The following is a 22,971-nucleotide window of genomic DNA, read 5'->3' as shown; positions in this document are numbered from 1 at the left end:
GACTGATTAGTCAGAGTCAACTATTGCTCGTGCGGAACTCCGGGGCGCCGGGGGTCAGCAGTGCGGCCACTGATCCCGGCAGCTCGTCGCCCAGCGCGGTGAGCAGCCGGGGCACGTCCCGCGCGGCGCCGGCGTGCAGGGCTTCCGCGACGATCAGCACCGACCCGGTGCCGGCCGAGACGGCCGAGCGCGCGCTCTGGCGGTGCGTCCACCGCCGTGCGTGCGCCTGGCCGTGCTCGTCGGCGAAGATCACCTCCCCGGGCTCGGGGTGTTCGGTCTCCCCGGACAACGCCAGGTACGTCTCGTCCCCGGTGGCGTAGCGGACTTCGAGCAGGCCGTCGATCGCGTCCGCGTCGAACACGGCGACCGGGATCGCGTAGGCGAGCGAGACCGCGTTGGCCAGGTCGATCAGCGGGTGGATCGACGGCAGCGACCCCTCCCGCCGGAACCGGCGCAACAGCGACTCCGCCGCGCACCGGTACCGCGTCGGCTTCAGGCCCATCCGCGCGAAGGCGTGGCGCCACGCCTGGATCTCCGGCAGCCCCGATTCGGTACCGGCCGCGAGCCGCTCCGCCGCGATCCGCCAGTAGTGCTCGAGGTGCTCGCCGGTGGTGCCGGCGTGCTGCGCGTGGAGGACGCCGGGGACCAGCTGGGGGAAGTCCGACCAGATCGCGGGGGCGTGCCGGAAGCGGATCATTCGACGGCCAGCCGGGCGGCGAGGGCGAGAAGCGTGCCCGCGAAGACCCGGCGCATCCACGCCCGCACCCGCGGCCGGGCCAGCACGCGGTCGCGCACCGCGGCGGCCGCCACCCCGTACCCGAGGAACACGACCAGCGTCAGCGCCATGAACACCCCGCTCAGCTCGATCATGGTGAGCAGCGAACGCGGGTCCCCGGGGCGCACGAACTGCGGCAGGAACGCGAAGAAGAAGATCGTGACCTTCGGGTTGAGCACGTTCACCAGCACCGCGGAGAGGATCACCCGGCCCGGGGACTTCGGCGCGGCCGTCCCGGGCGGCTGGTCCTTCTCGCGCAACGACGACCACGCCAGGTAGAGCAGGTATGCCACGCCGGCGCACTTGATCGCCTGGAACGCGACCGTGCCGGCGTGCAGCAGGGCGGCGAGTCCGGTGATCGCGGCGACCGCGTGCGGGACGATCGCGAGCGTGCAGCCGAGCGCGGCGACGACGCTCGCCCGTGGGCCGCGGGTCAGACCGGCGTTGACGGTCAGCAGGACGCCGGTCCCCGGCGTGGCCACGATGACCAGCGCGGTGAGCAGGAATTCGACGGACATGACACCACCCTGACGGGATACTGGTCCGGTGCACAGGTCCAAAGGGGAGCCGGTCGAGGGGACCATAACGGGCTCGGACTTCCTCCAGCTCGACATCGGCGCGGCGCCCCCGGGCGGCAGATCGGCGTGGCTCGCGGCGCGGCTGCGGGACGCGATCGCCGACGGCCGCCTGCCGGTGGGCAGCAGGCTGCCCGCGACGCGCACGCTGTCCGCCGAGCTGGGCGTGTCGCGCGGCGTGGTCACCGAGGCGTACCAGCGACTGGTGGAGGAGGGGCACGTTGCCGGGCGCGGGCGGGCCGGCACAGTGGTCGTCGCGGTGCCGGTGACGGCGCCGGTACCCGCCCCGGTCCGGGCAACGGGCACAGCAACAGGCACGGCAACGAGCACGGCAACGAGCACCGTCACCGGCTTCGACCCCGGGCCGGACGTGTTCGACCGCCTGCGCGCCGCCCCGGCGCGCATAGACCTCACTCCCGGCCTGCCGGACCTCGCCGCGTTCCCGCGGACGGCGTGGCTGCGTGCGGAACGAGCCGTGCTGGACAACCTGTCGGCGCCGGACCTCGGGTACGGCGACCCGCGGGGCGCGCCGGCGTTCCGGCTCGCGGTCGTCAACTGGCTGGCCCGCAACCGGGGAATCCGGGCCGGTCCCGGCGATGTCGTCGTGGTGGCCGGCGTCGCGCAGGCGCTGGGACTGCTCGCAACGGTGTTCACCGGGCACGGCATCACCGAGGTCGCGGTGGAGGACCCCGGGTCGCTGGGCGTGCGGCAGCACCTGCGGAACTCCGGCCTCACCACACCACCCGTGCCGGTGGACGACGACGGCATCCGGGTGACCGGTCTGCGGTCACCCGCGGTGCTGCTGACGCCCGCGCACCAGTTCCCGACCGGGGTCGTGCTCGCCGGTGGGCGGCGGCGCGAGCTGATCCGGTGGGCGGGCGACGGCGGCCTGATCATCGAGGACGACTACGACGCCGAGCACCGCTACGACCGCGCGCCGGTGCCCGCGCTGCGGTCGATGCTGCCGGAACGCGTCTGCTACGCCGGCAGCATCTCGAAACTGCTCGCCCCGGCGCTGCGGATCGGTTGGGTGCTGGTGCCCCCTCGCTACCAGCGGGAGGTGGTCGACGTCAAGCGGCACGCGGACCTGGGCAACGCCGTGCTGCCGCAACTGGTGCTGGGGCACCTGATGGAGTCCGGCGAACTCGAGCGGCACCTGCGGCTGCTGCGCCGCCGCCACCGGCGCCGCCGGGACGCGATGATCGCCGCACTGGCCCGCCACCTCCCGTCGGCGACCGTGCACGGCGCGGCGGCGGGCCTGCACCTGACGATCACGTTCCGCCCCGGACTGTCCGATGTGGAGCTCGCCGCCGCGGCGCTGGCCCGCGGCGTGAAGGTCCAGCCGTTGTCCTGGCACCGGCAGCTCCCCGGGCCGCCGGGCCTCGTGCTCGGCTACGGCGCCACACCTCCGGGTGAGATCGCCGACGGCATCGCCGTCGTGGCGGAGCTGGCCGGGCCGGTCGCCGGGGGCCAGGGCGGGCCGCCCTAGCGCGGGAATATCTCTTCCGGACCGGGTCGTTGCCCAGCACATGAAGGCAATCGCGTTGCGCGCGTACGGTTCCGCAGACGACCTCCAGCTGATCGACCTCCCGGATCCCAAGGTCGGCCCGGCCGAGGTGCTGATCCGCGTGAAGGCGGCCGCGGTCAACCCGGTCGACTGGAAGCTCGCCGCCGGTGGGCTGGACGGCCTGATGGAGGTCCGGTTCCCGCTCGTGCCCGGCTGGGACGTCGCGGGCGTGGTCGAGAAGGTGGGGCTGGACGCGGGCGAGTTCGCCGTCGGTGACGAGGTTTTCGGGTACATCCGCAAGGACTGGGTGCAGCAGGGCGCGTACGCGGAGCTGGCGTCGGCGAACGTCCGGATGCTGGCGAAGAAGCCGCGTTCCCTCGACTGGGCGCAGGCCGCCGGCGTGCCGCTCGCGGGCCTGACGGCTCTCCGCGCGCTCAAGCGGGTGGGTGTCCGGGCCGGCGACACGGTGCTGATCCACGCCGCCGCGGGTGGTGTCGGGTCCTTCGCCACGCAGATCGCGGTGGCGCTGGGCGCCCGCGTGATCGGTACGGCGAGCGAGCGCAACCACGATTACCTGCGGTCGCTGGGCGCCGAGCCGGTCGCCTACGGCGAGGGCTTGGCCGAGCGGCTGCGCGCGGCCGGTGGGATCGACGCGGCCGTGGACTTCGTCGGTGGCGACGCGGTCGAGGTGTCCCTGGAGTTCGTGCGCCCCGAACGGGTGGCGTCGGTCGCCAACCCCGAAGCCGAGACCCGCGGCGGCCACTACGTGTGGGTCCGTCCGGACGACGCCGGACTGGCCGAGCTGGCCCGCCTGGCCGACGACGGCAAGCTGACCGTGCACGTCGATCACGCGCTGCCCCTCGCCGAGGCGGCTCAGGCGTGGCGGCTCAGCCAGTCGGGCCGGACCCGGGGCAAGATCGTCCTGACCGTGTAGGTCGCGGCGCGGGTCGGGCGGGGCCGGTGTCAGAGTCGTGTCAGGGCCGTGTCAGGCGCGCCGGTCATCGTGGCGGCACAACCGCGACGAGAGGACACCCGATGACCCACCCGGTTCCGGTCCCGCACGGTCTTCCGACGGAACGCGACGCCGGTCCCTTCGACCCGCCCGCCGAGATCACCCGGCTGCGGGGCGCCCGCCCGGTCAGTCCGTTGATCTTCCCGGACGGCCACGAGGGCTGGCTGGTCACCGGTTACGAGGAGGTGCGCCGGATGATGACCGACATCCGGTTCAGCTCCCGGCAGGACATCGGTGTCCTCCACGTGCCGTATGAGGTGCCCGGCATGCCCGTCCAGACCGAGCCGTCCCCGCCGATCCCGGGCCTGTTCATCGCCATGGACCCGCCGGAGCACACCCGGCTGCGGCGCCGGCTGACCGGCGCGTTCACGGTCAAGCGAATGAAGACGCTCGAGGAGCACATCGCCGGGATCGTCGAGCGGCAGCTGGACCACCTGGCGTCCTTGACGGCGCCGGCCGACCTGGTCCGGGAGTTCGCCCTGCCGGTGCCGTCGCTGGTGATCTGCGAGATGCTCGGCGTGCCCTACGCCGACCGGGACACCTTCCAGACCAACGCCGCCCGCTTCATGGTCCGGGACCTCGCGATCGACGAGAAGATGGCCGCCTACGGCGCGATGATGACGTACCTGTCCGAACTGGTCACCGCCAAGCGCGCCGCCCCGGGCGAGGACATCCTGTCCGACCTGGCCCGCCACGACGACCTGACGATCGAGGAGCTGACCGGTGCCGCCTTCCTGCTGCTGCTCGCGGGCCACGAGACCACCGCCAACATGCTCGGGCTGGGCGCGTTCGCGCTCCTGGAACACCCGGAACAACTGGCCGAACTGCGTGCCGATCCCGGCCTGATGCCCGGCGCGGTGGAGGAACTGCTGCGCTACCTGTCCGTCGCCGACATCTTCTACCGCTACGCGACCGAGGACGTCGAGCTCGGCGGTGAACTCATCACGAAGGGGTCGACCGTCGTGGTGTCGTTGCTCGCGGCGAACCGCGACCCGCGGCGCTTCGAGAACCCGGATGTGCTGGACGTGCACCGCAAGGCGCGCGGGCACCTGTCGTTCGGCCACGGCGTCCACCAGTGCCTCGGCCAGCAACTGGCCCGGATCGAGATGCGGGCCGGTTTGGACGGGCTGCTCCGCCGGTTCCCCGGCCTCGCGCTCGCCGTGCCCGCCGCTGATGTGCAGCTGCGCACCGACATGAACATCTACGGCGTGCACGAACTCCCGGTCACCTGGTAGCGGCCAACGACGGCGGTACGAAGAGGCAGAACGGGTGACCGGCCGGATCGGCGTACACGCGCAGCGGCTCCACGGGGTCGTCGCTCTGGTCGCGCAGCAGCCGTCCACCCAGGCGCAGGACCCGTTCGTGCTGGGCGTCCAGGTCGTGCTTCGAGGGCACCGTGATGTCGAGGTGCAGCTGCTGCGGGACCGGGCCGTCCGGCCACGTCGCCTCCGGCAGGGAGCCGACCTGCTGGAACGCCAGCTGGGGAACGCCGTCCGGGGTCCGCAGCACCAGCCAGTCGAGATCGCCGTCCTCGTCGCCCGCCCGGTACACGAGCCCGAGCAGCTCGCGGTAGAACTCGGCGAGGCGGCGGGGGTCGGTGCAGTCGAGGACGATCTGGCTCAGGGTCGGTAGCGTCATGTCGATCATCTTGGCGCGACCTCGCGTGTTCCGCCAGGCTGCGGTGTGGCGAAGCCGAGGTTCGCGGTGCGTTCAGCGAGTGGCGGCCAGCACCGCGGCGAGCCCTTCTCGCAGGTCCTTGACGAAATACCCGGGAACTTCCAGGGACGGGAAATGGCCCCCGGTTTCGGGTGCGCGCCACCGGACGATCTGCCGGTACCGCTGCTGCGCCCAGGGGCGCGGGTACTTCTCGATGTCGCGGGGATAGATGGTGATCGCCGAGGGGACGTCGACCCGGAGTTCGGGGTCGAGCGAGTTGTGGCTTTCGTAGTAGATGCGCGCCGCCGATGCTCCGGTCCGCGTCAGCCAGTACAGGGTCACGTCGTCGAGCACCCGGTCCAGGGGGATCGTCTCGAACGGGCTGTCCTCGGTGTCCGACCACTCGGCGAACTTGTCCAGGATCCAGGCGAGCAGCCCGACCGGTGAGTCGACGAGCGAGTAGCCGACGGTCTGCGGCCGGGTCGCCTGCTGCTTCGCGTACGCGGCGCGGTGGTGCCAGAAATCGCGGGTGTCCTCGACCCACTCGCGTTCGAGCACCGTCAGCCCGTCCGTGGTCAACCCGGGCGGTCCCTCCGCGAACGTCGTGTGGATGCCGAGCACGTGCTCCGGGAACCTGCCGCCGAGAACCGTGGTGATGTTCCCGCCCCAGTCGCCGCCGTGGGCCAGGAAGCGGTGGTAGCCCAGCCGTCCCATCAGTTCCACCCAGGCGGCCGCGATCTTTTCGGTTCCCCACCCGGTGGTGGCCGGCTTGTCGCTGTAGCCGAAGCCCGGTAGCGACGGAACCACGACGTGGAACGCCGGCGCGTTCGCGTCGTCCGGACCCGCCAGCTCGTCCACCACGTCGACGAACTCGGCGACGCTGCCCGGCCAGCCGTGCGTCAAGATCAGCGGAGTGGCATCCGCGCGCGCGGACCGGCGGTGCAGGAAGTGGATTCCCAGATCGTCGATGGTCGTGCGGAACTGGCCGATGCGGTCGAGGCGCTTTTCGAACGACCGCCAGTCGTACCCGGTGCGCCAGTAGTCCACGACATCGACGAGGTCGGCGAGCGGCACGCCCTGTTCCCATCGGCGCGGGCCGGGCGCGGCGCCATGGACCGTCTCGGCCTCCGGTAGCCGCGCCGCGGCCAGTCGTGCGCGCAGATCGTCGAGGTCGGCGTCAGTTGCACGGGCTTCAAACGCTTGTACGTCGCTGGTTGGGCTGGGCATGAGACCTCCTGACCGTCACGGAGCCGGCTGGAACCGGCTAAGACGGTTCTAACACGTCGGCCGACCCCGGGCAACCTGCTAAGGTGGTTCCATGCCCGCCGAGTTCCCTGACTTCCGCCTCGGCACCGTGCTCGCGACCAGCTTCACGGGGACTTTGTCGGAGCGTCATGGCAACCCGGTGGAGCGCATTCCCACCCCGCAGCGGCTCGTCGACTGGCTGGCGGTGAACGACCTCACCGTGACGTCCTGCACCACCGCGCAGCTCGAACTCGCCCGGGAACTGCGGGAGTCGATTCACGCCGCCGCGACAGCGGCCGCGACCCGGGACCCTCTCCCCGCCGATGCTGTCCGGGTCATCAACGACCGCAGCGCTCAGGGCCGGGCCGCGGCCGTCCTGACGCCCGACGGCAGCCGGCGCTGGCAGCTCAGCTCGCCTTCCGCGGTGGAAGACGCCCTCGGCGTGATCGCCGCGGACGCGATCAGCATCATCGCGGGCGAACGAGACGGACGGTTGGCCCTGTGTGCCTCGCCCACCTGCCGGGCCGCCTTCTTCGACACCAGCCAGAGCCGCAGCCGCAAATGGTGTGACATGAACACGTGCGGGAATCGTCAGAAGAAGGCGCGCTTCATCGCCAAGCAGCGCAAGAACCCGGAATCGGCGGAGTGATCGTCACCGGATGGACGTCCACCCATCGCGCCGGAACGAGAACGGCCCCGACTGGCGTTTCCGCTGGCCGGGGCCGGTTTTTCGAGATCAGGACGGGGGTGCCCTCGGCAGGATTCGAACCTGCGACACCTGCCTCCGGAGGGCAGTGCTCTATCCCCTGAGCTACGAGGGCTTCATCGCTGTGCGACGTGGTACAGCCTAGCGCACCCGGGTTTCCGCCCGGTGAGCGACTCCCCTAACGGCGGCGGGGGTGGCTAGGCTGTGGGGCGCGGGGAGCAAGGTAAGCCTCACCTCTCATTGCATACATGCGCATATCACTATATATTCCGGGTGCGGGCGAAGGAGGTACGAGCGCACATGGGACACGGCCACGGACACGGGCACCAGCTGCCCGCCAGCGCATCGGGCCGCCATCTGTCACGCCTGGCGGCGGCGCTCGGGATCGGGGTCGCGTTCCTGGTCCTCGAGGTCGTCGTCGGGGTGGCCACCGGGTCGCTCGCGCTGATCTCCGACGCCGGTCACATGCTGACCGACGTCCTCGGTCTCGGCATGGCCCTCACCGCGATCGTCCTGGCGCGCCGGTCGGGGCCGACGTACCGCCGCACGTTCGGGCTGTACCGCGCCGAGGTGCTCGCCGCCCTGGCCAACGCCCTTCTGCTCTTCGCGGTGGCCGGTTACGTGGTCTTCGAAGCCGTCCAGCGGATCGCGGACCCGCCCGAGGTGCCCGGGCTCCCGGTGCTGCTCGTGGCGGCCGGCGGGCTGGCCGCGAACGTCGTCGCGTTCGCGCTGCTCCGAAAGGGCGCCACGGAAAGCCTCAACCTCCGCGGCGCGTACCTGGAGGTGCTCGCCGACCTGATCGGCTCGATCGGTGTGCTGATCAGCGGCGCGATCACGCTCACCACGGGCTGGCGGTACGCCGACCCCATCGTGGGTGTGGCGATCGGACTGTTCGTGCTGCCGCGGACCGTCGCGCTGGCCCGGCGGGCGCTGCGCATCCTGTTCCAGCACGCCCCCGCGGACCTCGACGTCGAGCGCATCAGCGGGGACCTCGCCGCCCTGGCCGGGGTGTGCGACGTGCACGACCTGCACGTGTGGACACTCACCTCGGGCATGGAGGTCGCCTCGGCGCACCTCACCCTGGAGCGCGCCGCGCAGCCGGCCGAGGTGCTCGCCGCCGCGCAGACACTCCTGGCGGACGAGTACTCCATCAAACACGCCACGCTCCAGTGCGAACCGCGCGAATCGGCGGCGCGCTGCAACGAACTCCGCTGGTGACGGACCGGCGCGTCAGGGGTAGGGGAGTGGCTGCGCGCCACGCGCGGCGAGCATCGTCCGCATCTGCGTCATCTCCGCGCCCTGCGAGGTGAGGATGCTCTGGGTCAGCGCCTTGACCGCCGCCACGGTGGTGTGGTCGTGCGCGTACTGCGCCATCTCCGTGCCGCCCTGGTGGTGCCGCAGCATCAGCTGCAGGAAGTACACGTCCAGGTCACGACCGGACAGCGACCGCAGCCGGGCCAGCTCCGTGTTGGTGGCCATGCCGGGCATCACCGCCCCGTCGGAACCGCCCGCGGCGGCCGTTGGCGGCGCCATCGCCATGTGACCGTGCCCCGCGTCGGAGGTCATCCAGGTCATCGGCGCGCCGGCGGCCTGCTCCGGCTGGCCCCACAGCATGAGCCAGCCCTTCATCCGGCCGACCTGTTCGCGCTGCGTGGACTCGATGTCGAAGGCGAGCTGCTTGAGTTCCGGGTCGGTGGTGTGGTCCCGCTCCCAGCTCGCCATCGTCACCGCCTGCAGGTGGTGCACCGACATGTCCTGCGCGAACCCGGTCTCCACCGACCCGGCGGCCGGCGTCGCCGACGAGTCCGGCCGCAGGGCGAGCTGCGTCAGGAACATCCCCAGCACCGCGCCGACCAGCAGGACCACGACCACCGTCGCGCCGAGGACGACCGGCCGGGGACCCGGGCGGTCCGCCGCCGGGGACTCGTCTTCGCCGGCCATCACGATCAGGACGTCGGCGCCGGGGCCGACGGCATGCCCGAGTCCTGCTGCGTGCCGGTCGAGCCCTGGTAGTTCATCGGCTTGGCGTCCGGCCCCGGCGGGGCCGGGTCGAACGGCGGCGGGTTGTCCGGGTCGAACGCGCCCGGGCCGAGCGCGTCGCACGAGGCACCGACCTCCGGATAGGTGTTCTGGTTGGTCCGCAGGGCCGCGATGAACTCGTCGATGCGCTGGTCGCCGGCCGAGTCGACCTTGAGCTGGTGCCCCCACGACTGGAGCGAGACCGGCTTGTCCAGGCCTGGGTAGGGCGACATCATCGTGTACGGCTTGCCCTCGACCTTGCCCTTGAGGGTGTTCAGCGCGTCACCGGTGACCTGGTCCGGGTTGTAGGCGATCCACACCGCGCCGTGCTCGAGCGAGTGCACCATGTTCTCGGTGCGCACCGCCTTCGGGTAGACGATGCCGTTGCACGCCGCCCAGTAGCCGTCGTGCGGGCCGCCGAAGGGCGGCGTGTGGTCGTAGGCCACCCGCTCGGTCGGCAGGACGTGCACGCTGCCCTGGTACTGCGCGGTGACGATGCCGGAGATCTTCAGCGACGGGTCCGGGTTGTCCGCGGAGGGTGTCCAGCTCGCCAGCGCGCGCTTGGGCGCCGACTGGACCAGGTAGTAGGTGACCACCACGGCGGCCAGCGCGACGACCGCGACCACCGAGATGATCGTGCCCCAGGGCACGCCCTTCTTGGACACCACCGAACCGCGGGCAGCCGTCACGCTGCCCTTCTTCGGTGCGCCCTTCTTCTTCGTGCCGCTGGCCATGGCTCCCGCGTCTCCTGTCAACTGGATATACCGGGGTAGAGTTTAGGGTCCGCGTGTTCGGTCCCTGTCAACGCCCGAGGTCGTGGCCCTTACACTCGGCTGGTGACTCCCGAGGCCCTAGCTGACCTGGTCCGTACGTCCGCCGAGCGGGTGCTCTCCGCCCGCGGCGCCGACACCGCCGTGCTCCCCGCCACGGTGACGGTCGAGCGCCCCCGCAACCCGGACCACGGAGACTACGCCACCAACGTCGCGCTCCAGGTGGCGAAGAAGGCCGGCCTCGCCCCGCGCGAGTTCGCCCAGGAGCTCGCGGGCGCGCTCGCGGAAGCGGGCGGCATCGCCTCGGCCGAGATCGCCGGCCCGGGTTTCGTGAACCTCCGGCTGGCCGCCGACGCGCAGGGCGAGCAGATCCGCCAGGTGCTCACCCTCGGCGACGCCTACGGCCGCGGCACCGCGCTGGCCGGCCGCCGCATCAACCTCGAGTTCGTCTCGGCCAACCCGACCGGGCCCGTCCACCTGGGCGGCACGCGCTGGGCCGCGGTGGGCGACGCGCTCGGCCGCGTCCTCGACGCGCAGGGCGCCGAGGTGACCCGCGAGTACTACTTCAACGACGCCGGCGCGCAGATCGACCGGTTCGTCCGGTCGCTGATCGCCGCCGCGAAGGGCGAGCCCGCGCCGGAGGACGGCTACGCCGGTGGCTACATCACCGACATCGCCGCCGAGGTCCTGCGCCAGGAGCCCAGTGCGCTGTCGCTGCCGGAGGGCGAGCGGAACGAGACGTTCCGCCGGGTCGGCGTCGAGCTGATGTTCGCCGAGATCAAGAACAGCCTGCACCAGTTCGGCACCGACTTCGACGTCTACTTCCACGAGGACTCGCTGCACAGCAGCGGCGCGGTGGAGAAGGCCGTGGCGAGCCTGAAGGAGAACGGCAGCCTCTACGAGGCCGACGGTGCCTGGTGGTTGCGCTCCACCGAGTTCGGCGACGACAAGGACCGCGTGGTCATCAAGAGCGACGGCGCCCCCGCCTACATCGCCGGTGACATCGCCTACCTGCAGGACAAGATCAACCGCGGGTTCGACCTGTGCATCTACATGCTCGGCGCGGACCACCACGGCTACATCGCCCGGCTCAAGGCCGCCGCGTCCGCGATGGGCCACGACCCGGCCGTGGTCGAGGTGCTGATCGGCCAGCTGGTGAACCTGGTCAGCGACGGCAAGCCGGTCCGGATGAGCAAGCGCGCCGGCACGGTGATCACCATGGAGGACCTGGTCGAGGCCGTCGGCGTGGACGCCGCCCGGTACGAGCTGAGCCGCTACTCGGTGGACTCCTCTTTGGACATCGACCTCGACCTGCTGCGCAAGAGCAGCGACGAGAACCCGGTGTACTACGTGCAGTACGCGCACGCCCGGCTCGCCTCGCTGCAGCGCAACGCCGCGGAACTGGGCCTCGAGTTCGACGACGACGCCGACTTCGGGCTGCTCACCCTCGACCGCGAGGGTGACCTGATCCGCACGATCGGGGAGTTCCCCACGGTCGTGCAGCGCGCCGCCGAGCTGCGGGAACCGCACCGCGTCGCGCGCTACCTGGAAAGCCTGGCCGGCGCGTTCCACAAGTTCTACGCCGTCGCGCAGGTCCTCCCCAAGGGCGACGAACAGGCCACGCCCCTCACCTTCGCGCGGCTCGCCCTGTGCGAGGCGGCGCGCCAGGTGTTCGCCAACGGTCTCGCCCTGCTCGGTGTCTCCGCTCCGGAACGGATGTAACTTCTGATGGCACACCCCGCCGGCCCACGGCACGCGGAGGTCTACCCGCACGCCGACGCCTCCGGTTTCCCACCCTCCAGTTCCGAGGAGCTCGACCGGCTCTACCCGAAGGTCTGGCCCCGCAACACCTACCGCGCCCCGGACGGTGTGGTGCGCATCGCCGGTGTCGACGTCCGGCAGCTGGCCGAGACCTACGGCACCCCGCTGTTCGTCGTGGACGAGGCGGACTTCAAGTCCCGCTGCGCCGAGTACGCGGAGGCGTTCGACGACCCGTCGCTGGTGCACTACGCGGCCAAGGCGTTCCTGTGCACCGAGGTGGCCCGGTGGGTCGCGGCGCAGGGCCTGAGCATGGACGTGGCCAGCGGCGGTGAGCTGGCGGTCGCGCTGCGCGCCGGGTTCCCGCCGGAGCGGATCACCTTCCACGGCAACAACAAGTCGGTCGCCGAGCTGGAGACGGCGGTCGGCGCCGGGGTCGGCACGGTCGTGCTCGACTCCTACTACGAGATCGCGCGGCTGGCCGACGTCGCGGCCCGGCTGGACGTGGAGCAGAAGGTGCTCATCCGCGTCACGGTCGGCGTCGAGGCGCACACCCACGAGTTCATCGCCACCGCCCACGAGGACCAGAAGTTCGGGTTCTCGCTCGCGGCGGGCGACGCGGCCGAGGCGGTACGCCGCGTGCTCAACGCGCCGTCGCTGCGGCTGGTCGGCCTGCACAGCCACATCGGCTCGCAGATCTTCGACGCCGACGGCTTCGAGGTCGCCGCGCGCCGGGTGATCGGGCTGATGGCCGAGCTGGTCAAGGAGCACGGCGAGGGGCTGCTGGAGCAGCTGTCGCTGGTGGACCTCGGCGGTGGCTTCGGCATCGCCTACACCGACAAGGACAACCCGCCGCCGCCGGCGCAGATGATCACCCAGATCCGCGAGATCGTGCGCAAGGAGTGCGAGTTCGCCGGCCTGCCGGTGCCGCGCATCGCGGGCGAGCCGGGCCGCGCCATCGCCGGCCCGGGCACGGTCACGCTCTACGAGGTCGGCACCATCAAGGACGTGTCGCTCGGGGACACCGAGTCGCGGCGGTACGTCAGCGTCGACGGCGGGATGAGCGACAACATCCGCACGCCGCTCTACGACGCGGTGTACGACGTCCGCCTGGTCTCACGCGCGAGCGACGACGGGACGAACGAGCAGGTCGGCGCGGCGCTGAGCCGGGTGGTGGGCAAGCACTGCGAGTCCGGTGACATCGTGGTGCGCGACTGCTGGCTGCCCGACACCCTCGCCCCGGGCGACCTGCTCGCGGTCGCCGCGACGGGCGCCTACTGCTACTCCATGGCCAGCAACTACAACCGGCAGCCGCGCCCGGCGGTCGTCGCGGTCCGCAACGGCAGCGCGCGGCTGCTGCTGCGCCGCGAGACGATCGACGACATGCTGCAGCTGGAGGTGTCGTGACTGCAATGTCCACTGTAGACGGCAAAACGGTACGGGTGGCGCTCCTGGGCTGCGGCACGGTGGGTACCGAGGTGGCCCGGCTGCTCACCGAGCACGCCGACGAGCTGGCCGCCCGCGCCGGCGCCCCGGTCGAGCTGGCCGGCATCGCGGTGCGCCGCCCGGACAAGCACCCCGAGCTGCCGCAGCACCTGCTGACCCACGACGCGGCCGCGCTCGTGGAGTCCGATGTGGACGTCGTGGTCGAGCTGATCGGTGGCGTCGACCCGGTGCGCGAGTGGCTGCTCACCGCGCTGCGCAAGGGGAAGTCGGTCGTCACCGCGAACAAGGCGCTGCTGGCCGAGCACTCCGCGGAGCTGTTCGAGGCAGCCGACTCCGCCGGCGCCGACCTCTACTTCGAGGCCGCGGTGGCCGGGGCGATCCCGCTGCTGCGCCCGCTGCGCGAGTCGCTGGCCGGTGACCGCATCACCAAGGTGATGGGCATCGTCAACGGCACCACCAACTTCATCCTCTCCGCGATGGATTCCACCGGTGCCGGTTACGCCGAGACCCTGGACGAGGCCAGCCGGCTGGGTTACGCCGAGGCGGACCCGACCGCGGACGTGGACGGCTACGACGCGGCGTCGAAGGCGGCCATCCTCGCCTCACTCGCCTTCCACACCCGGGTCACCGCTTCCGACGTGCACCGCGAGGGCATTGCGAACGTCTCGGCCTCGGACATCGCGGCGGCGAAGGCGCTGGGCCGCACGGTGAAGCTGCTGTCCATCTGCGAGCGCGTGGAGAGCGCGGACGGCACCGAGTCGGTCTCCGCGCGGGTGCACCCGGTGATGATCCCGCGCAGCCACCCGCTGGCCAGCGTCGGCGGCGCGTTCAACGCGGTGTTCGTCGAGGCCGACGCGGCCGGCCAGCTGATGTTCTACGGCCAGGGTGCCGGCGGGGCGCCGACCGCCAGCGCGGTGCTCGGCGACCTGGTGGCGGTGGCGCGCAACCGGGTGATCGGCGGACGCGGCCCGCGCGAGTCCGCGCACGCCGCGCTGCCGGTGCGGCCGATGGGCCAGACCCCGACCCGCTACCACGTCAGCCTCGACGTCGCCGACAAGCCGGGTGTGCTCGCCCAGGTCGCGCACGTGTTCGCGGACCACGGGGTGAGCATCGCGGCGGTCCGGCAGCGGGACCGGCACGACACGGCGAGCCTGGTCATCGTGACGCACCTCGCACCGGACGCGGCACTGCAAGCCACCGTCGAGGCCATCGGGACAATGGACGTCGTCAACGAGGTCGTCAGCGTGATGCGGGTGGAAGGCGAGGATTCATGACTGCGAAGGCCGGCTGGCCCGGGATCATCGAGGCGTACGCCGACCGGGTGCCGGTTCCGGCCGGGGCGGAGGTCGTGACCCTCGGTGAGGGCAACACGCCGCTGATGCCCGCACCGCACCTGTCCGAGCTGACCGGCTCGACGGTCTACCTGAAGGTCGAAGGGGCCAACCCGACCGGCTCGTTCAAGGACCGCGGCATGACGGTCGCGATCACCCACGCGAAGGCCAGCGGGCTGCAGGCGGTCATCTGCGCCTCCACCGGCAACACCTCGGCCTCGGCCGCCGCCTACGCCGCGCGCGCCGGGCTCACCTGCGCGGTCCTCATCCCGCAGGGCAAGATCGCGATGGGCAAGCTCGCGCAGGCCATCCTGCACGGTGCCCGCATCCTGCAGATCGACGGCAACTTCGACGACTGCCTCGAGCTGGCCCGCAAGACCGCGATCGACCACCCGGTGACGCTGGTCAACTCCGTCAACCCGGTGCGCCTGATCGGCCAGAAGACCGCCGCGTGGGAGGTCTGCGACGTCCTGGGCGAGGCGCCGGACATCCACTGCCTGCCGGTCGGCAACGCCGGCAACATCACCGCCTACTGGGCCGGGTACTCCGAGTACGCCGCGGACGGTGTGGTGAAGAACACGCCGCGTATGTTCGGCTTCCAGGCCGCCGGAGCCGCGCCGCTGGTGCACGGTGAGCCGGTGGCCGAGCCGGAGACGATCGCGACCGCGATCCGCGTCGGCAGCCCGGCCTCGTGGGAGGGTGCGGTCAAGGCGAAGAACGCCTCCGCCGGCCTGTTCGAGGCGGTGACCGACGAGCAGATCCTCGCCGCCTACCGGCTGCTGGCCGGCAAGGAGGGCGTGTTCGTGGAGCCGGCGTCGGCGACCAGCGTCGCGGGCCTGCTCGCCACCGCCGCCGATGGCCGCATCCCGAAGGGCTCGACGGTGGTGTGCACGGTCACCGGTCACGGCCTGAAGGACCCGGGCACCGCGCTGGAGGGCAACGTCGAGGTCGAGCCGCTGGCGGTGGACCCGAGCGCCGTGGCCGCCGCGCTGGAGCTGGCGTGACCGCTCTGCGTGTCACCGTCCCGGCGTCGAGCGCGAACCTCGGCCCGGGCTTCGACGCGCTCGGGCTGGCGCTCGGGCTGCACGACGTCGTCGAGGTGCAGGTGACCGACGCCGGTCTCAAGGTCGAGGTGTTCGACGCCGGGGCCGGCGGGGTCGAGGACGTCCCCACCGACGAGACCCACCTGGTCGTGCGGGCGCTGCGGCGCGCGTGCCAGTACCTCGGCGTCACCCCGCCGGGTCTGCACCTGCGGTGCTTCAACAAGATCCCGCACGCGCGCGGGCTGGGCTCCTCGGCCGCGGCGGTGGTGTCCGGCATCGCGGCCGGCTATGCGCTCGCCGGCCACTCTCTCGACGGGGACGCGGTGCAGCTGGCCGCGGAGTTCGAGGGCCACGCCGACAACGCGGCCGCCAGCCTGCTGGGTGGTTTCGTGCTGGCCTGGTGCGACCACGGCCGCTTCCACGCGGAACGGCTCACGCCGCACCCGTCGATCCGGCCGGTCGTGGCGGTGCCGCCGGTGAAGTCGTCGACCGAGGCGACGCGCGGCCTGTTGCCCGCCGAGGTGCCGCACGCCGACGCGGCGTTCTCCGCGGGCCGCACGGCGCTCGCGGTGCACGCGCTGACGACCGACCCGTCGCTGCTGCTGCCGGCCACCGAGGACCGCCTGCACCAGCACTACCGCGAGCCCGCGTATCCGGGGACCGGCCGCCTGGTGCGGGACCTGCGCGCCGCGGGCGTCGCGGCCACCGTGTCCGGCGCCGGGCCGACCGTGCTGGCCCTGACGACCGACGGAATAATCCCGCCCGTGGCCGGCGTTGAAGGTTTCGAAGTCATCGAGCTCGCGGTCGACCAGGCCGGGGTCCGGGTCACCAGCCGGTAGATTCCGTGCGGAGATTCGCGGCGCGCCGGGGGGTGGTTGTTGCACCACGTGCCGCGTCGGTCTACCCTCGGGGGCGTTCGATCACCGCGGGCAATCCGCACCCGGTGTCGGTCCCGGGGACTCCATCCCGGATCGCATTCTCTCGTCGAGTCGATAATTCCGCATAGCTGGTGCAGGGATTGACCTAGGCGGGTTTCCGGTAGCTACGGTGACACGAATTCGGCGCGTTCCACCTGGAACACGCGAGAACCCCGTGTGGCGGCTCGGCCGCTGTGACCCGCGTGTCCCGGCCGGGGAAGCCACACCGGGCAGGAGCAGACCGTTCCGCGATCGGACGCGGGCGGTAGTCCGCTGATCCACCTGGAGGCGTGGATCGGTCAGGAAGGACATGTGTGAGCAACACCGATCTTTTGAGCGGCGACGTGGCGACCGCCCCGTCGAACGCTGAACCAGGGGAGCAGAACGGTACGGCCGCGCCGAAGCGCCGCAGTGGCGGCCTGTCCGGCATGGTGATCGCCGACCTGCGGGAACTCGCCGCCCAGCTGGGCATCGGCGACACCAAGGGGATGCGCAAGGGCGACCTGATCGCCGCCATCCGCGAGCGTCAGGGCAAGGCCCCGCGCAAGCGCGCCGCCGACGAGACCCTGCCCCTCGACGGCATCGCCGCGAAGGTGGATGCTCCGGCGGCGGGCAAGCCGATCGACAGGGCGCCCCGGCAGGAGGAGGTGCCGGCCGGCAAGGCCGCCCCTGTGGCGGAGAAGGCCGACAAGCCGGCGCAGGCCGAGAAGCCCGTGAACGGTGCCGAGGCGCCCCAGCAGCACGAGGACGGCCCCCGGCGGGAGGGCGGCGCCCGCCGTCGCCGCGGTGCCAACCGCGCGGCGGGCAGCCCGGACAACCGGGGCAACGACCAGCAGCGCGGTGACCAGCGGGACCAGCGCGACCAGCGTGACCAGCGCGGTGGCGACCAGTCCCAGCAGGGCGGTGGCGACCAGCGCAAGCAGAACAACCAGCGCGACAACGCCGGTGGTGGCCAGCCCAAGCAGAACCAGGGCGGCGGTCAGAACTCCGGCGGCGGGGACGACGACGAGGGCGGCCGCCGCGGCCGCCGGTTCCGGGACCGCCGCCGCCGCGGCAACCGCGGTGAGGGCGGCACGGACACCGAGATCCGCGAGGACGACGTCCTGCTGCCGGTCGCCGGCATCCTGGACGTCCTGGACAACTACGCGTTCGTGCGCACCTCGGGCTACCTGCCCGGGCCGAACGACGTGTACGTGTCGCTGTCCCTGGTCCGCAAGCACGGCCTGCGCCGCGGTGACGCGATCACCGGTGTGGTCAAGCAGCCGCGCGACGGTGAGCAGCAGCGCCAGAAGTTCAACCCGCTGGTGCGCGTCGACAGCGTGAACGGCCTGGACCCGGACGAGGCGAAGCGCCGTCCCGAGTTCACCAAGCTGACCCCGCTCTACCCGAACGAGCGGCTGCGCCTGGAGACCGAACCGCACAAGCTGACCACCCGTGTGATCGACCTGGTCATGCCGGTCGGCAAGGGGCAGCGTGCCCTGATCGTGTCGCCGCCGAAGGCGGGCAAGACCACGATCATGCAGGACATCGCGAACGCGATCACCACGAACAACCCCGAGTGCCACCTGATGGTCGTCCTCGTCGACGAGCGTCCGGAAGAGGTCACCGACATGCAGCGCTCGGTGAAGGGCGAGGTCATCGCCTCGACCTTCGACCGGCCGCCGTCAGACCACACCTCGGTCGCCGAGCTGTCCATCGAGCGGGCCAAGCGCCTGGTCGAGATGGGCATGGACGTGGTGGTCCTGCTCGACTCGATCACCCGCCTCGGCCGCGCCTACAACCTGGCGGCCCCGGCGTCCGGCCGGATCCTGTCCGGTGGTGTCGACTCGACCGCGCTGTTCCCGCCGAAGCGGTTCCTCGGCGCGGCGCGCAACATCGAGAACGGCGGCTCGCTGACGATCTTCGCCACGGCGATGGTCGAGACCGGGTCCACCGGTGACACGGTGATCTTCGAGGAGTTCAAGGGCACCGGCAACGCCGAGCTCAAGCTCGACCGCAAGATCGCCGAGCGGCGAGTCTTCCCCGCGGTGGACGTCAACCCGTCCGGTACCCGCAAGGAGGAGCTGCTGCTCTCGCCGGACGAGCTGGCGGTGACGCACAAGCTGCACCGGGTCCTGCACGCGCTGGACTCCCAGCAGGCCATCGACCTGCTGCTGTCCCGCCTGCGCAAGACCAAGACCAACATCGAGTTCCTGATGCAGGTCTCCAAGACGGCGCTGGCGTCGGACGACGACTGAGCCTGGTGACGGACGAAAACGGCCACCCTCCGCGCGGAGGGTGGCCGTTTTCGCGTCACTACCGGCTCGGCACCGCCGCGGGTGTCCAGCCCCGGTACTTGCCGAAGTAGTCGTAGCCGCCCATGGCCTTGGTGACGTGCCCGATCTTGTTGTTCACGCTGGTCGACCAGAAGCCGCCGGCACCGTCGGAGATGCCGACGTGGCCGTAACCCCCGCCGATGTTCCAGTACACGAACGCGCCGCGCGGCGGGTTGTGGTCACCGGCGTGCTTGGGGCTCGCGCCTTCCCAGTGCGCGTTGGCCGACGACCACACCCCGGTGGTGCCGTACGCGTTCTCCACGGCCTTTTCGCACATGCCCTCGTAGGCGCTGCTGCCGTTGCGGTTCTGGAACCACTCGATCGCGCCGGAGACGGTACCGTCACCGGCGCTGAGGACCGACAGGTCGCTGGTCGCGGCCTCGGTGGTGGTGGCCTCGCTCGTGAGCGGGACCAGCGTGAGCGCCGCGGCCGCGAGCGCGGCGACTGTCAGGGACTTGACGGTGCGGGACATCGGCTCCTCCTCACCCGGCGGGTCCGGGTCTGGTGAGAGGCTCCCGCGCGCCCGTACAAAACCCGTACACTCCCGGTATTCGGAATATGCGCGGTGCGGGGGGCGTTGACCTGCACGTCAGTGCATCTGGCAGAATCAACCCGCTAACGTCCGGCTCCGGTTCACCCCACGTGATGAGAGATCTGCGCGGGGACCCGGCGGCCACGATGAGAGGACTCCATGAAGAGCGGTATCCACCCCGAGTACGTGCCCACCACCGTCACCTGTGGTTGCGGCAACACCTTCACGACCCGCAGCACCAAGACCTCCGGTGCCATCACGGTCGAAATCTGCTCGAACTGCCACCCCTTCTACACCGGCAAGCAGAAGATCATGGACACCGGTGGCCGGGTGGCGCGGTTCGAGGCGCGCTACGGCAAGCGCCAGAAGCAGGCCGACGCCAAGTAGCTCCACCGACGGCGCCCGCTCCCGAGCATCGGGGGTGGGCGCCGCTTTTGTGTTCCGGCAACGAGAGGAAGGGACGGTCGTGGACTCGTCTTCCCTGCACGGGCTGCTCGACGAGTACGCCGAGCTGGAGAAGCAGCTGGCGGACCCGGCCGTGCACGCCGACCAGGGCCGGGCGCGCAAGCTCGGCCGCCGGTACGCCGAGCTCAGCCCGATCGTGAAGGTCATCACCGAGCTCGACAGCGCGCGCGGGGACCTGACCACGGCCCGCGAGCTGGCCGGGGAGGACCCGGGGTTCGCCGACGAGGCCGACGAGATCGCCGCCCGCATCCCGCAGCTGGAGTCGCGGCTGACCGAGCTCCTGCTGCCGCGCGACCCCTACGACGGCTCCGACGTGGTCATGGAGATCAAGTCCGGTGAGGGCGGCGAGGAGTCGGCCCTGTTCGCCGGCGACCTGCTGCGCATGTACCTGCGCTACGCGGAGCGGCACGGCTGGAAGGCCGAGGTCCTCGACGCCGTGCACTCCGACCTGGGCGGCTACAAGGACGTCACGGTGGCCGTGAAGAGCAAGGCCGGCGATACCGACGGGGTCTGGGCGCGGCTGAAGTTCGAAGGTGGCGTGCACCGCGTGCAGCGCGTGCCGGCCACCGAGTCGCAGGGCCGGATCCACACGTCCGCGGCCGGTGTCCTGATCTACCCGGAACCGGAGGAGGTCGAGGTCGAGATCGACCCCAACGACCTGCGCATCGACGTGTTCCGGTCGTCCGGGCCCGGTGGCCAGAGCGTGAACACCACCGACTCCGCGGTGCGGGTCACCCACCTGCCCACCGGCATCGTGGTGTCCTGCCAGAACGAGAAGTCGCAGATCCAGAACCGGGCGCGGGCCATCCAGGTGCTGCAGGCCCGCCTGCAGGCCATGGCGGAGGAGGAGGCCGCCGCCAAGGCCGCCGACGCGCGCAAGTCGCAGGTCCGGACGGTGGACCGCTCGGAGCGGGTGCGGACGTACAACTTCCCGGAGAACCGCATTTCCGACCACCGGGTCAACTACAAGGCGTACAACCTGGACCAGGTCCTCGACGGCGATCTGGACGCCGTGCTGGACGCGCTGGCCGCCGCCGACCGCGAGGAGCGCCTGGCCGCCGCCGGCCAGTGACGGCGGCGGCACGGGTCAGCTCACCGGTCGGTTCAGGACGGGTCCCGCTCCAGGAACTTCCGGATGTGCGCGAGCCAGTCGTCGCGGGCCTCGATCTGCATCAGGTGCCCCGACTCGATCTCCACGTACTCCGCGCCGGGAATACCCGCCGCCAGTTCGCGCTGCAGGTCGAGTGGCGCCAGCAGGTCCTGCCGGGTCCCGATCACCAGCGTGGGCACGGCGATCCGGGGCAGGTCGGGGCGCGTGTCCACGGCGGCCACCAGGTCCACCTGGTCCGGCGTCCCGGGCGGCACGACCAGCCCGGACAGTGCGGCGTCCAGTTCCGGTCCGGACAGCGCGTTGAGGAAGTCCCGGCCGGTCGCCACGAACGTCATGTACTGCGCGAGGAGCCCCGGGTTCCCCGCGTCGAGCAGCTCCCGCCACACGCCGACGGCCAGCCGCATCTGGTTCGACAGGCGGGCGAAGCCGGCGGTCAGCACCAGGCCGGTGACCCGGTCGGGGTGCCGCGTCGCCGCCCGCACCGCCACCGCGGTGCCGAGCGAGTAGCCGAGGAGGGTGAACCGGTCCACCCCGGCGTCCACGGCGGTGGCCACGAGGGAATCGGCCATCTCGTCCAGGTCCAGCGGCCGTCGGCTGCGCGGTGTCGCCCCGGTGCCGGGGTAGTCCGGGCCGACGACGGTGCGGATGCGGGCGAGGTCGTCCAGGATCGGGCCGAAGTTGGCCTCGACGCTGCCACCCGCGCCGTGCGCGAGCAGCAGGCCGGGGCCGGACCCGCGGACGAGATGCGAGAAACGTTCGGTCATGCCGCGAACGTAAGCGTTCATACCGGTGTGAAGGTCAAGCCCGCGGACGCGCGGGCCGCTCGCAGCACACGTCCCCACCACCGGGCGGGCGCTGTGGAAAAGTTGGGTACGTGAAGCGGCAACCGTTGCGACTGGCGATCCTCGAGGCGATGCGCATCCTGGAGGATGCGGGGGTGGCGTCCCCGCGCGCGGACGCCGAGCTGATCGCCGCGCACGTGCTGGGTGTCGAGCGCGGCCGCCTGCCGCTGGTGCCGCTCGTCGACCCGCCGGTGGTGGAGGCGATCGGCAAGCTGGTCGCGCAGCGGGCCAAGCGCGTGCCGCTGCAGCACCTGACCGGGTGGGCCGGGTTCGCCGGCATCACCCTGGACGTCGGCCCCGGTGTGTTCATCCCGCGGCCGGAGACGGAACTGCTGGTCGAGTGGGGTCTGCGGCACATCCACGGCCGCCAGTACCCGGTTGTGGTCGATCTGTGCACCGGATCCGGGGCGCTGGCGCTGGCGATCGCGCACGAGCGGCCCGATGCGGTGGTCTACGCCGTGGACGTCGACCCGAACGCGCTGGCGTGGGCGCGGCACAACGCCGACAAGCAAGCCGCGGCGGGCGACACCCCGATCCGCCTGTACTCCGGCGACGTCGGGGACAACACGATCTTCGCCGAGCTGGACGGCCTGGTCGATCTGGTGGTGTGCAACCCGCCGTACGTCCCGCCGGGCGGGGACCTGCCGCCCGAGGTGGTCGACTTCGACCCGCCGCAGGCGGTCTTCGCCCCGGACGGCGGGCTGGCGGTGGTCCGGCAGGCCGTCGCGACCGCCTGCCGGCTGCTCAAGCCCGGCGGCGGGGTGGCCGTGGAACACGACGACACCCACGGTTCGGCCGCGCCGGCGCTGCTGGCGTCCCGCAAGGTGCTGACGGACGTCCAGGACCACCGCGACCTCGCCGGACGCCCCCGTTTCGTGACCGCCCTCCGCGGCTGACCCCCTCCCGCACTGCCCAACACGCCGCCCGCACCGGCGAACACGCCACG

22 protein-coding genes and 1 tRNA gene are annotated in these 22,971 nt (G+C 71.7%); 14 read left to right on the top strand and 9 right to left on the bottom strand.

Features of this window, described 5'->3' with window-relative positions; translation table 11 throughout:
• Window positions 1–16 precede the first annotated feature (16 nt).
• Together FHX45_RS10025 and FHX45_RS10020 are read right to left on the bottom strand one after the other, a co-directional pair.
• Complete coding sequence (locus FHX45_RS10025) at window positions 17–697, bottom strand: B3/B4 domain-containing protein (protein ID WP_208405867.1); 681 nt, start codon at window positions 695–697, stop codon at window positions 17–19.
• A complete protein-coding gene (locus tag FHX45_RS10020; RefSeq protein WP_167099145.1) occupies window positions 694–1,293 on the bottom strand; it encodes a LysE family translocator in 600 nt (199 codons plus the stop codon). Before FHX45_RS10020 ends, FHX45_RS10025 begins: the two co-directional genes overlap by 4 nt.
• Before the next feature lie 28 nt (window positions 1,294–1,321).
• Here FHX45_RS10020 and pdxR point away from each other — a divergent pair, with 28 nt between their 5' ends.
• From pdxR to FHX45_RS10005, 3 genes are all read left to right on the top strand, one after another.
• A complete protein-coding gene (pdxR, locus tag FHX45_RS10015) occupies window positions 1,322–2,839 on the top strand; it encodes a MocR-like pyridoxine biosynthesis transcription factor PdxR (RefSeq protein ID WP_167099142.1) in 1,518 nt (505 codons plus the stop codon).
• A gap of 40 nt (window positions 2,840–2,879) precedes the next feature.
• Entirely contained in the window at window positions 2,880–3,791 is a 912-nt protein-coding gene (locus FHX45_RS10010) for an NADP-dependent oxidoreductase (RefSeq protein WP_167099139.1), read from the top strand.
• Window positions 3,792–3,892: 101 nt separating this feature from the next.
• Complete coding sequence (locus FHX45_RS10005) at window positions 3,893–5,104, top strand: cytochrome P450 (RefSeq protein ID WP_167099136.1); 1,212 nt, start codon at window positions 3,893–3,895, stop codon at window positions 5,102–5,104.
• On the opposite strand, the gene FHX45_RS10000 is transcribed toward FHX45_RS10005, so the two are convergent.
• On the bottom strand, window positions 5,094–5,516 hold the full coding sequence (locus FHX45_RS10000) for a VOC family protein (RefSeq protein ID WP_167099133.1): 423 nt from the start codon (window positions 5,514–5,516) through the stop codon (window positions 5,094–5,096). The two genes, FHX45_RS10005 and FHX45_RS10000, sit on opposite strands and share 11 nt — an antisense overlap.
• Window positions 5,517–5,579: 63 nt before the next feature.
• Complete coding sequence (locus tag FHX45_RS09995) at window positions 5,580–6,752, bottom strand: epoxide hydrolase family protein (RefSeq protein ID WP_167099130.1); 1,173 nt, start codon at window positions 6,750–6,752, stop codon at window positions 5,580–5,582.
• Between the two features lie 91 nt (window positions 6,753–6,843).
• On the opposite strand from FHX45_RS09995, the gene FHX45_RS09990 reads away from it, so the two are divergent.
• Complete coding sequence (locus FHX45_RS09990; RefSeq protein WP_167099127.1) at window positions 6,844–7,419, top strand: CGNR zinc finger domain-containing protein; 576 nt, start codon at window positions 6,844–6,846, stop codon at window positions 7,417–7,419.
• 99 nt (window positions 7,420–7,518) lie between these two features.
• Here FHX45_RS09990 and FHX45_RS09985 read toward each other — a convergent pair.
• Window positions 7,519–7,591 (bottom strand) — tRNA-Arg (locus FHX45_RS09985).
• Between the two features lie 185 nt (window positions 7,592–7,776).
• Here FHX45_RS09985 and FHX45_RS09980 point away from each other — a divergent pair.
• Window positions 7,777–8,694: a cation diffusion facilitator family transporter gene (locus FHX45_RS09980; protein ID WP_167099124.1), complete on the top strand. Its 918-nt coding sequence runs from the start codon at window positions 7,777–7,779 to the stop codon at window positions 8,692–8,694.
• Window positions 8,695–8,706: 12 nt separating this feature from the next.
• Here FHX45_RS09980 and FHX45_RS09975 read toward each other — a convergent pair whose 3' ends face one another.
• Both FHX45_RS09975 and FHX45_RS09970 read right to left on the bottom strand, forming a co-directional pair.
• A complete protein-coding gene (locus tag FHX45_RS09975) occupies window positions 8,707–9,417 on the bottom strand; it encodes a DUF305 domain-containing protein (RefSeq protein ID WP_167099121.1) in 711 nt (236 codons plus the stop codon).
• A 5-nt stretch (window positions 9,418–9,422) separates the two neighbouring features.
• Window positions 9,423–10,229 carry a DUF3105 domain-containing protein gene (locus tag FHX45_RS09970; RefSeq protein WP_167099117.1) on the bottom strand — a complete coding sequence of 269 codons (807 nt, stop codon included), beginning with the start codon at window positions 10,227–10,229 and terminating at the stop codon, window positions 9,423–9,425.
• Window positions 10,230–10,331: 102 nt separating this feature from the next.
• Here FHX45_RS09970 and argS point away from each other — a divergent pair, with 102 nt between their 5' ends.
• The 6 genes from argS (at window position 10,332) to rho (ending at window position 18,997) form a co-directional block, all read left to right on the top strand.
• A complete protein-coding gene (argS, locus tag FHX45_RS09965; RefSeq protein ID WP_167099114.1) occupies window positions 10,332–11,987 on the top strand; it encodes an arginine--tRNA ligase in 1,656 nt (551 codons plus the stop codon).
• A 6-nt stretch (window positions 11,988–11,993) separates the two neighbouring features.
• Window positions 11,994–13,430 (top strand): diaminopimelate decarboxylase, encoded by a 1,437-nt coding sequence (lysA, locus tag FHX45_RS09960; protein WP_167099111.1) that lies wholly within the window; start codon window positions 11,994–11,996, stop codon window positions 13,428–13,430.
• 5 nt (window positions 13,431–13,435) lie between these two features.
• Window positions 13,436–14,743: a homoserine dehydrogenase gene (locus FHX45_RS09955; RefSeq protein ID WP_167099108.1), complete on the top strand. Its 1,308-nt coding sequence runs from the start codon at window positions 13,436–13,438 to the stop codon at window positions 14,741–14,743.
• A complete protein-coding gene (gene thrC, locus FHX45_RS09950) occupies window positions 14,740–15,804 on the top strand; it encodes a threonine synthase (protein ID WP_167099105.1) in 1,065 nt (354 codons plus the stop codon). Before FHX45_RS09955 ends, thrC begins: the two co-directional genes overlap by 4 nt.
• The gene (thrB, locus tag FHX45_RS09945) at window positions 15,801–16,682 is read left to right on the top strand and encodes a homoserine kinase (RefSeq protein ID WP_167099102.1); all 882 of its coding nucleotides are present in this window, start codon (window positions 15,801–15,803) and stop codon (window positions 16,680–16,682) included. The genes thrC and thrB overlap by 4 nt, the downstream gene beginning before the upstream one ends.
• Window positions 16,683–17,074: 392 nt before the next feature.
• Window positions 17,075–18,997 carry a transcription termination factor Rho gene (rho, locus tag FHX45_RS09940; RefSeq protein WP_167099099.1) on the top strand — a complete coding sequence of 641 codons (1,923 nt, stop codon included), beginning with the start codon at window positions 17,075–17,077 and terminating at the stop codon, window positions 18,995–18,997.
• 58 nt (window positions 18,998–19,055) lie between these two features.
• Here the strand turns inward: rho and FHX45_RS09935 are convergent, their stop codons facing one another.
• Complete coding sequence (locus tag FHX45_RS09935; RefSeq protein ID WP_167099096.1) at window positions 19,056–19,547, bottom strand: CHAP domain-containing protein; 492 nt, start codon at window positions 19,545–19,547, stop codon at window positions 19,056–19,058.
• A gap of 219 nt (window positions 19,548–19,766) precedes the next feature.
• Between FHX45_RS09935 and rpmE the strand changes: the two genes are divergently transcribed.
• Window positions 19,767–19,994, top strand: coding sequence for a 50S ribosomal protein L31 (gene rpmE, locus FHX45_RS09930; protein WP_167099093.1), 228 nt, complete (start codon window positions 19,767–19,769; stop codon window positions 19,992–19,994).
• A 79-nt stretch (window positions 19,995–20,073) separates the two neighbouring features.
• On the top strand, window positions 20,074–21,144 hold the full coding sequence (prfA, locus tag FHX45_RS09925) for a peptide chain release factor 1 (protein WP_167099090.1): 1,071 nt from the start codon (window positions 20,074–20,076) through the stop codon (window positions 21,142–21,144).
• A gap of 32 nt (window positions 21,145–21,176) precedes the next feature.
• On the opposite strand, the gene FHX45_RS09920 is transcribed toward prfA, so the two are convergent.
• On the bottom strand, window positions 21,177–21,947 hold the full coding sequence (locus tag FHX45_RS09920) for an alpha/beta fold hydrolase (RefSeq protein ID WP_167099087.1): 771 nt from the start codon (window positions 21,945–21,947) through the stop codon (window positions 21,177–21,179).
• Window positions 21,948–22,057: 110 nt separating this feature from the next.
• Here FHX45_RS09920 and prmC point away from each other — a divergent pair, with 110 nt between their 5' ends.
• Window positions 22,058–22,921 (top strand): peptide chain release factor N(5)-glutamine methyltransferase, encoded by an 864-nt coding sequence (gene prmC, locus FHX45_RS09915; RefSeq protein WP_167099084.1) that lies wholly within the window; start codon window positions 22,058–22,060, stop codon window positions 22,919–22,921.
• Window positions 22,922–22,971 lie beyond the last annotated feature (50 nt).

The organism is Amycolatopsis granulosa, from assembly GCF_011758745.1.
Lineage (GTDB): Bacteria > Actinomycetota > Actinomycetes > Mycobacteriales > Pseudonocardiaceae > Amycolatopsis_E > Amycolatopsis_E granulosa.
The sequence above is the reverse complement of the archived record's forward strand: the minus strand, read 5'-3'. Positions and strand labels throughout refer to the sequence as shown.

What these genes read in the sequence shown, in the direction of transcription:
- FHX45_RS09970 (WP_167099117.1), bottom strand. Translation starts at nt 10,229, where the DNA reads ATGGCCAGCGGCACGAAGAAGAAGGGCGCACCGAAGAAGGGCAGCGTG.
- FHX45_RS09920 (WP_167099087.1), bottom strand. Translation starts at nt 21,947, where the DNA reads ATGACCGAACGTTTCTCGCATCTCGTCCGCGGGTCCGGCCCCGGCCTG.
- FHX45_RS09975 (WP_167099121.1), bottom strand. Translation starts at nt 9,417, where the DNA reads ATGGCCGGCGAAGACGAGTCCCCGGCGGCGGACCGCCCGGGTCCCCGG.
- FHX45_RS10025 (WP_208405867.1), bottom strand. Translation starts at nt 697, where the DNA reads ATGATCCGCTTCCGGCACGCCCCCGCGATCTGGTCGGACTTCCCCCAG.
- FHX45_RS09935 (WP_167099096.1), bottom strand. Translation starts at nt 19,547, where the DNA reads ATGTCCCGCACCGTCAAGTCCCTGACAGTCGCCGCGCTCGCGGCCGCG.
- FHX45_RS10005 (WP_167099136.1), top strand. Translation starts at nt 3,893, where the DNA reads ATGACCCACCCGGTTCCGGTCCCGCACGGTCTTCCGACGGAACGCGAC.
- thrC (WP_167099105.1), top strand. Translation starts at nt 14,740, where the DNA reads ATGACTGCGAAGGCCGGCTGGCCCGGGATCATCGAGGCGTACGCCGAC.
- FHX45_RS09995 (WP_167099130.1), bottom strand. Translation starts at nt 6,752, where the DNA reads ATGCCCAGCCCAACCAGCGACGTACAAGCGTTTGAAGCCCGTGCAACT.
- FHX45_RS10000 (WP_167099133.1), bottom strand. Translation starts at nt 5,516, where the DNA reads ATGATCGACATGACGCTACCGACCCTGAGCCAGATCGTCCTCGACTGC.
- FHX45_RS09990 (WP_167099127.1), top strand. Translation starts at nt 6,844, where the DNA reads ATGCCCGCCGAGTTCCCTGACTTCCGCCTCGGCACCGTGCTCGCGACC.
- FHX45_RS10020 (WP_167099145.1), bottom strand. Translation starts at nt 1,293, where the DNA reads ATGTCCGTCGAATTCCTGCTCACCGCGCTGGTCATCGTGGCCACGCCG.
- rpmE (WP_167099093.1), top strand. Translation starts at nt 19,767, where the DNA reads ATGAAGAGCGGTATCCACCCCGAGTACGTGCCCACCACCGTCACCTGT.
- FHX45_RS09955 (WP_167099108.1), top strand. Translation starts at nt 13,436, where the DNA reads ATGTCCACTGTAGACGGCAAAACGGTACGGGTGGCGCTCCTGGGCTGC.
- FHX45_RS10010 (WP_167099139.1), top strand. Translation starts at nt 2,880, where the DNA reads ATGAAGGCAATCGCGTTGCGCGCGTACGGTTCCGCAGACGACCTCCAG.
- FHX45_RS09980 (WP_167099124.1), top strand. Translation starts at nt 7,777, where the DNA reads ATGGGACACGGCCACGGACACGGGCACCAGCTGCCCGCCAGCGCATCG.
- lysA (WP_167099111.1), top strand. Translation starts at nt 11,994, where the DNA reads ATGGCACACCCCGCCGGCCCACGGCACGCGGAGGTCTACCCGCACGCC.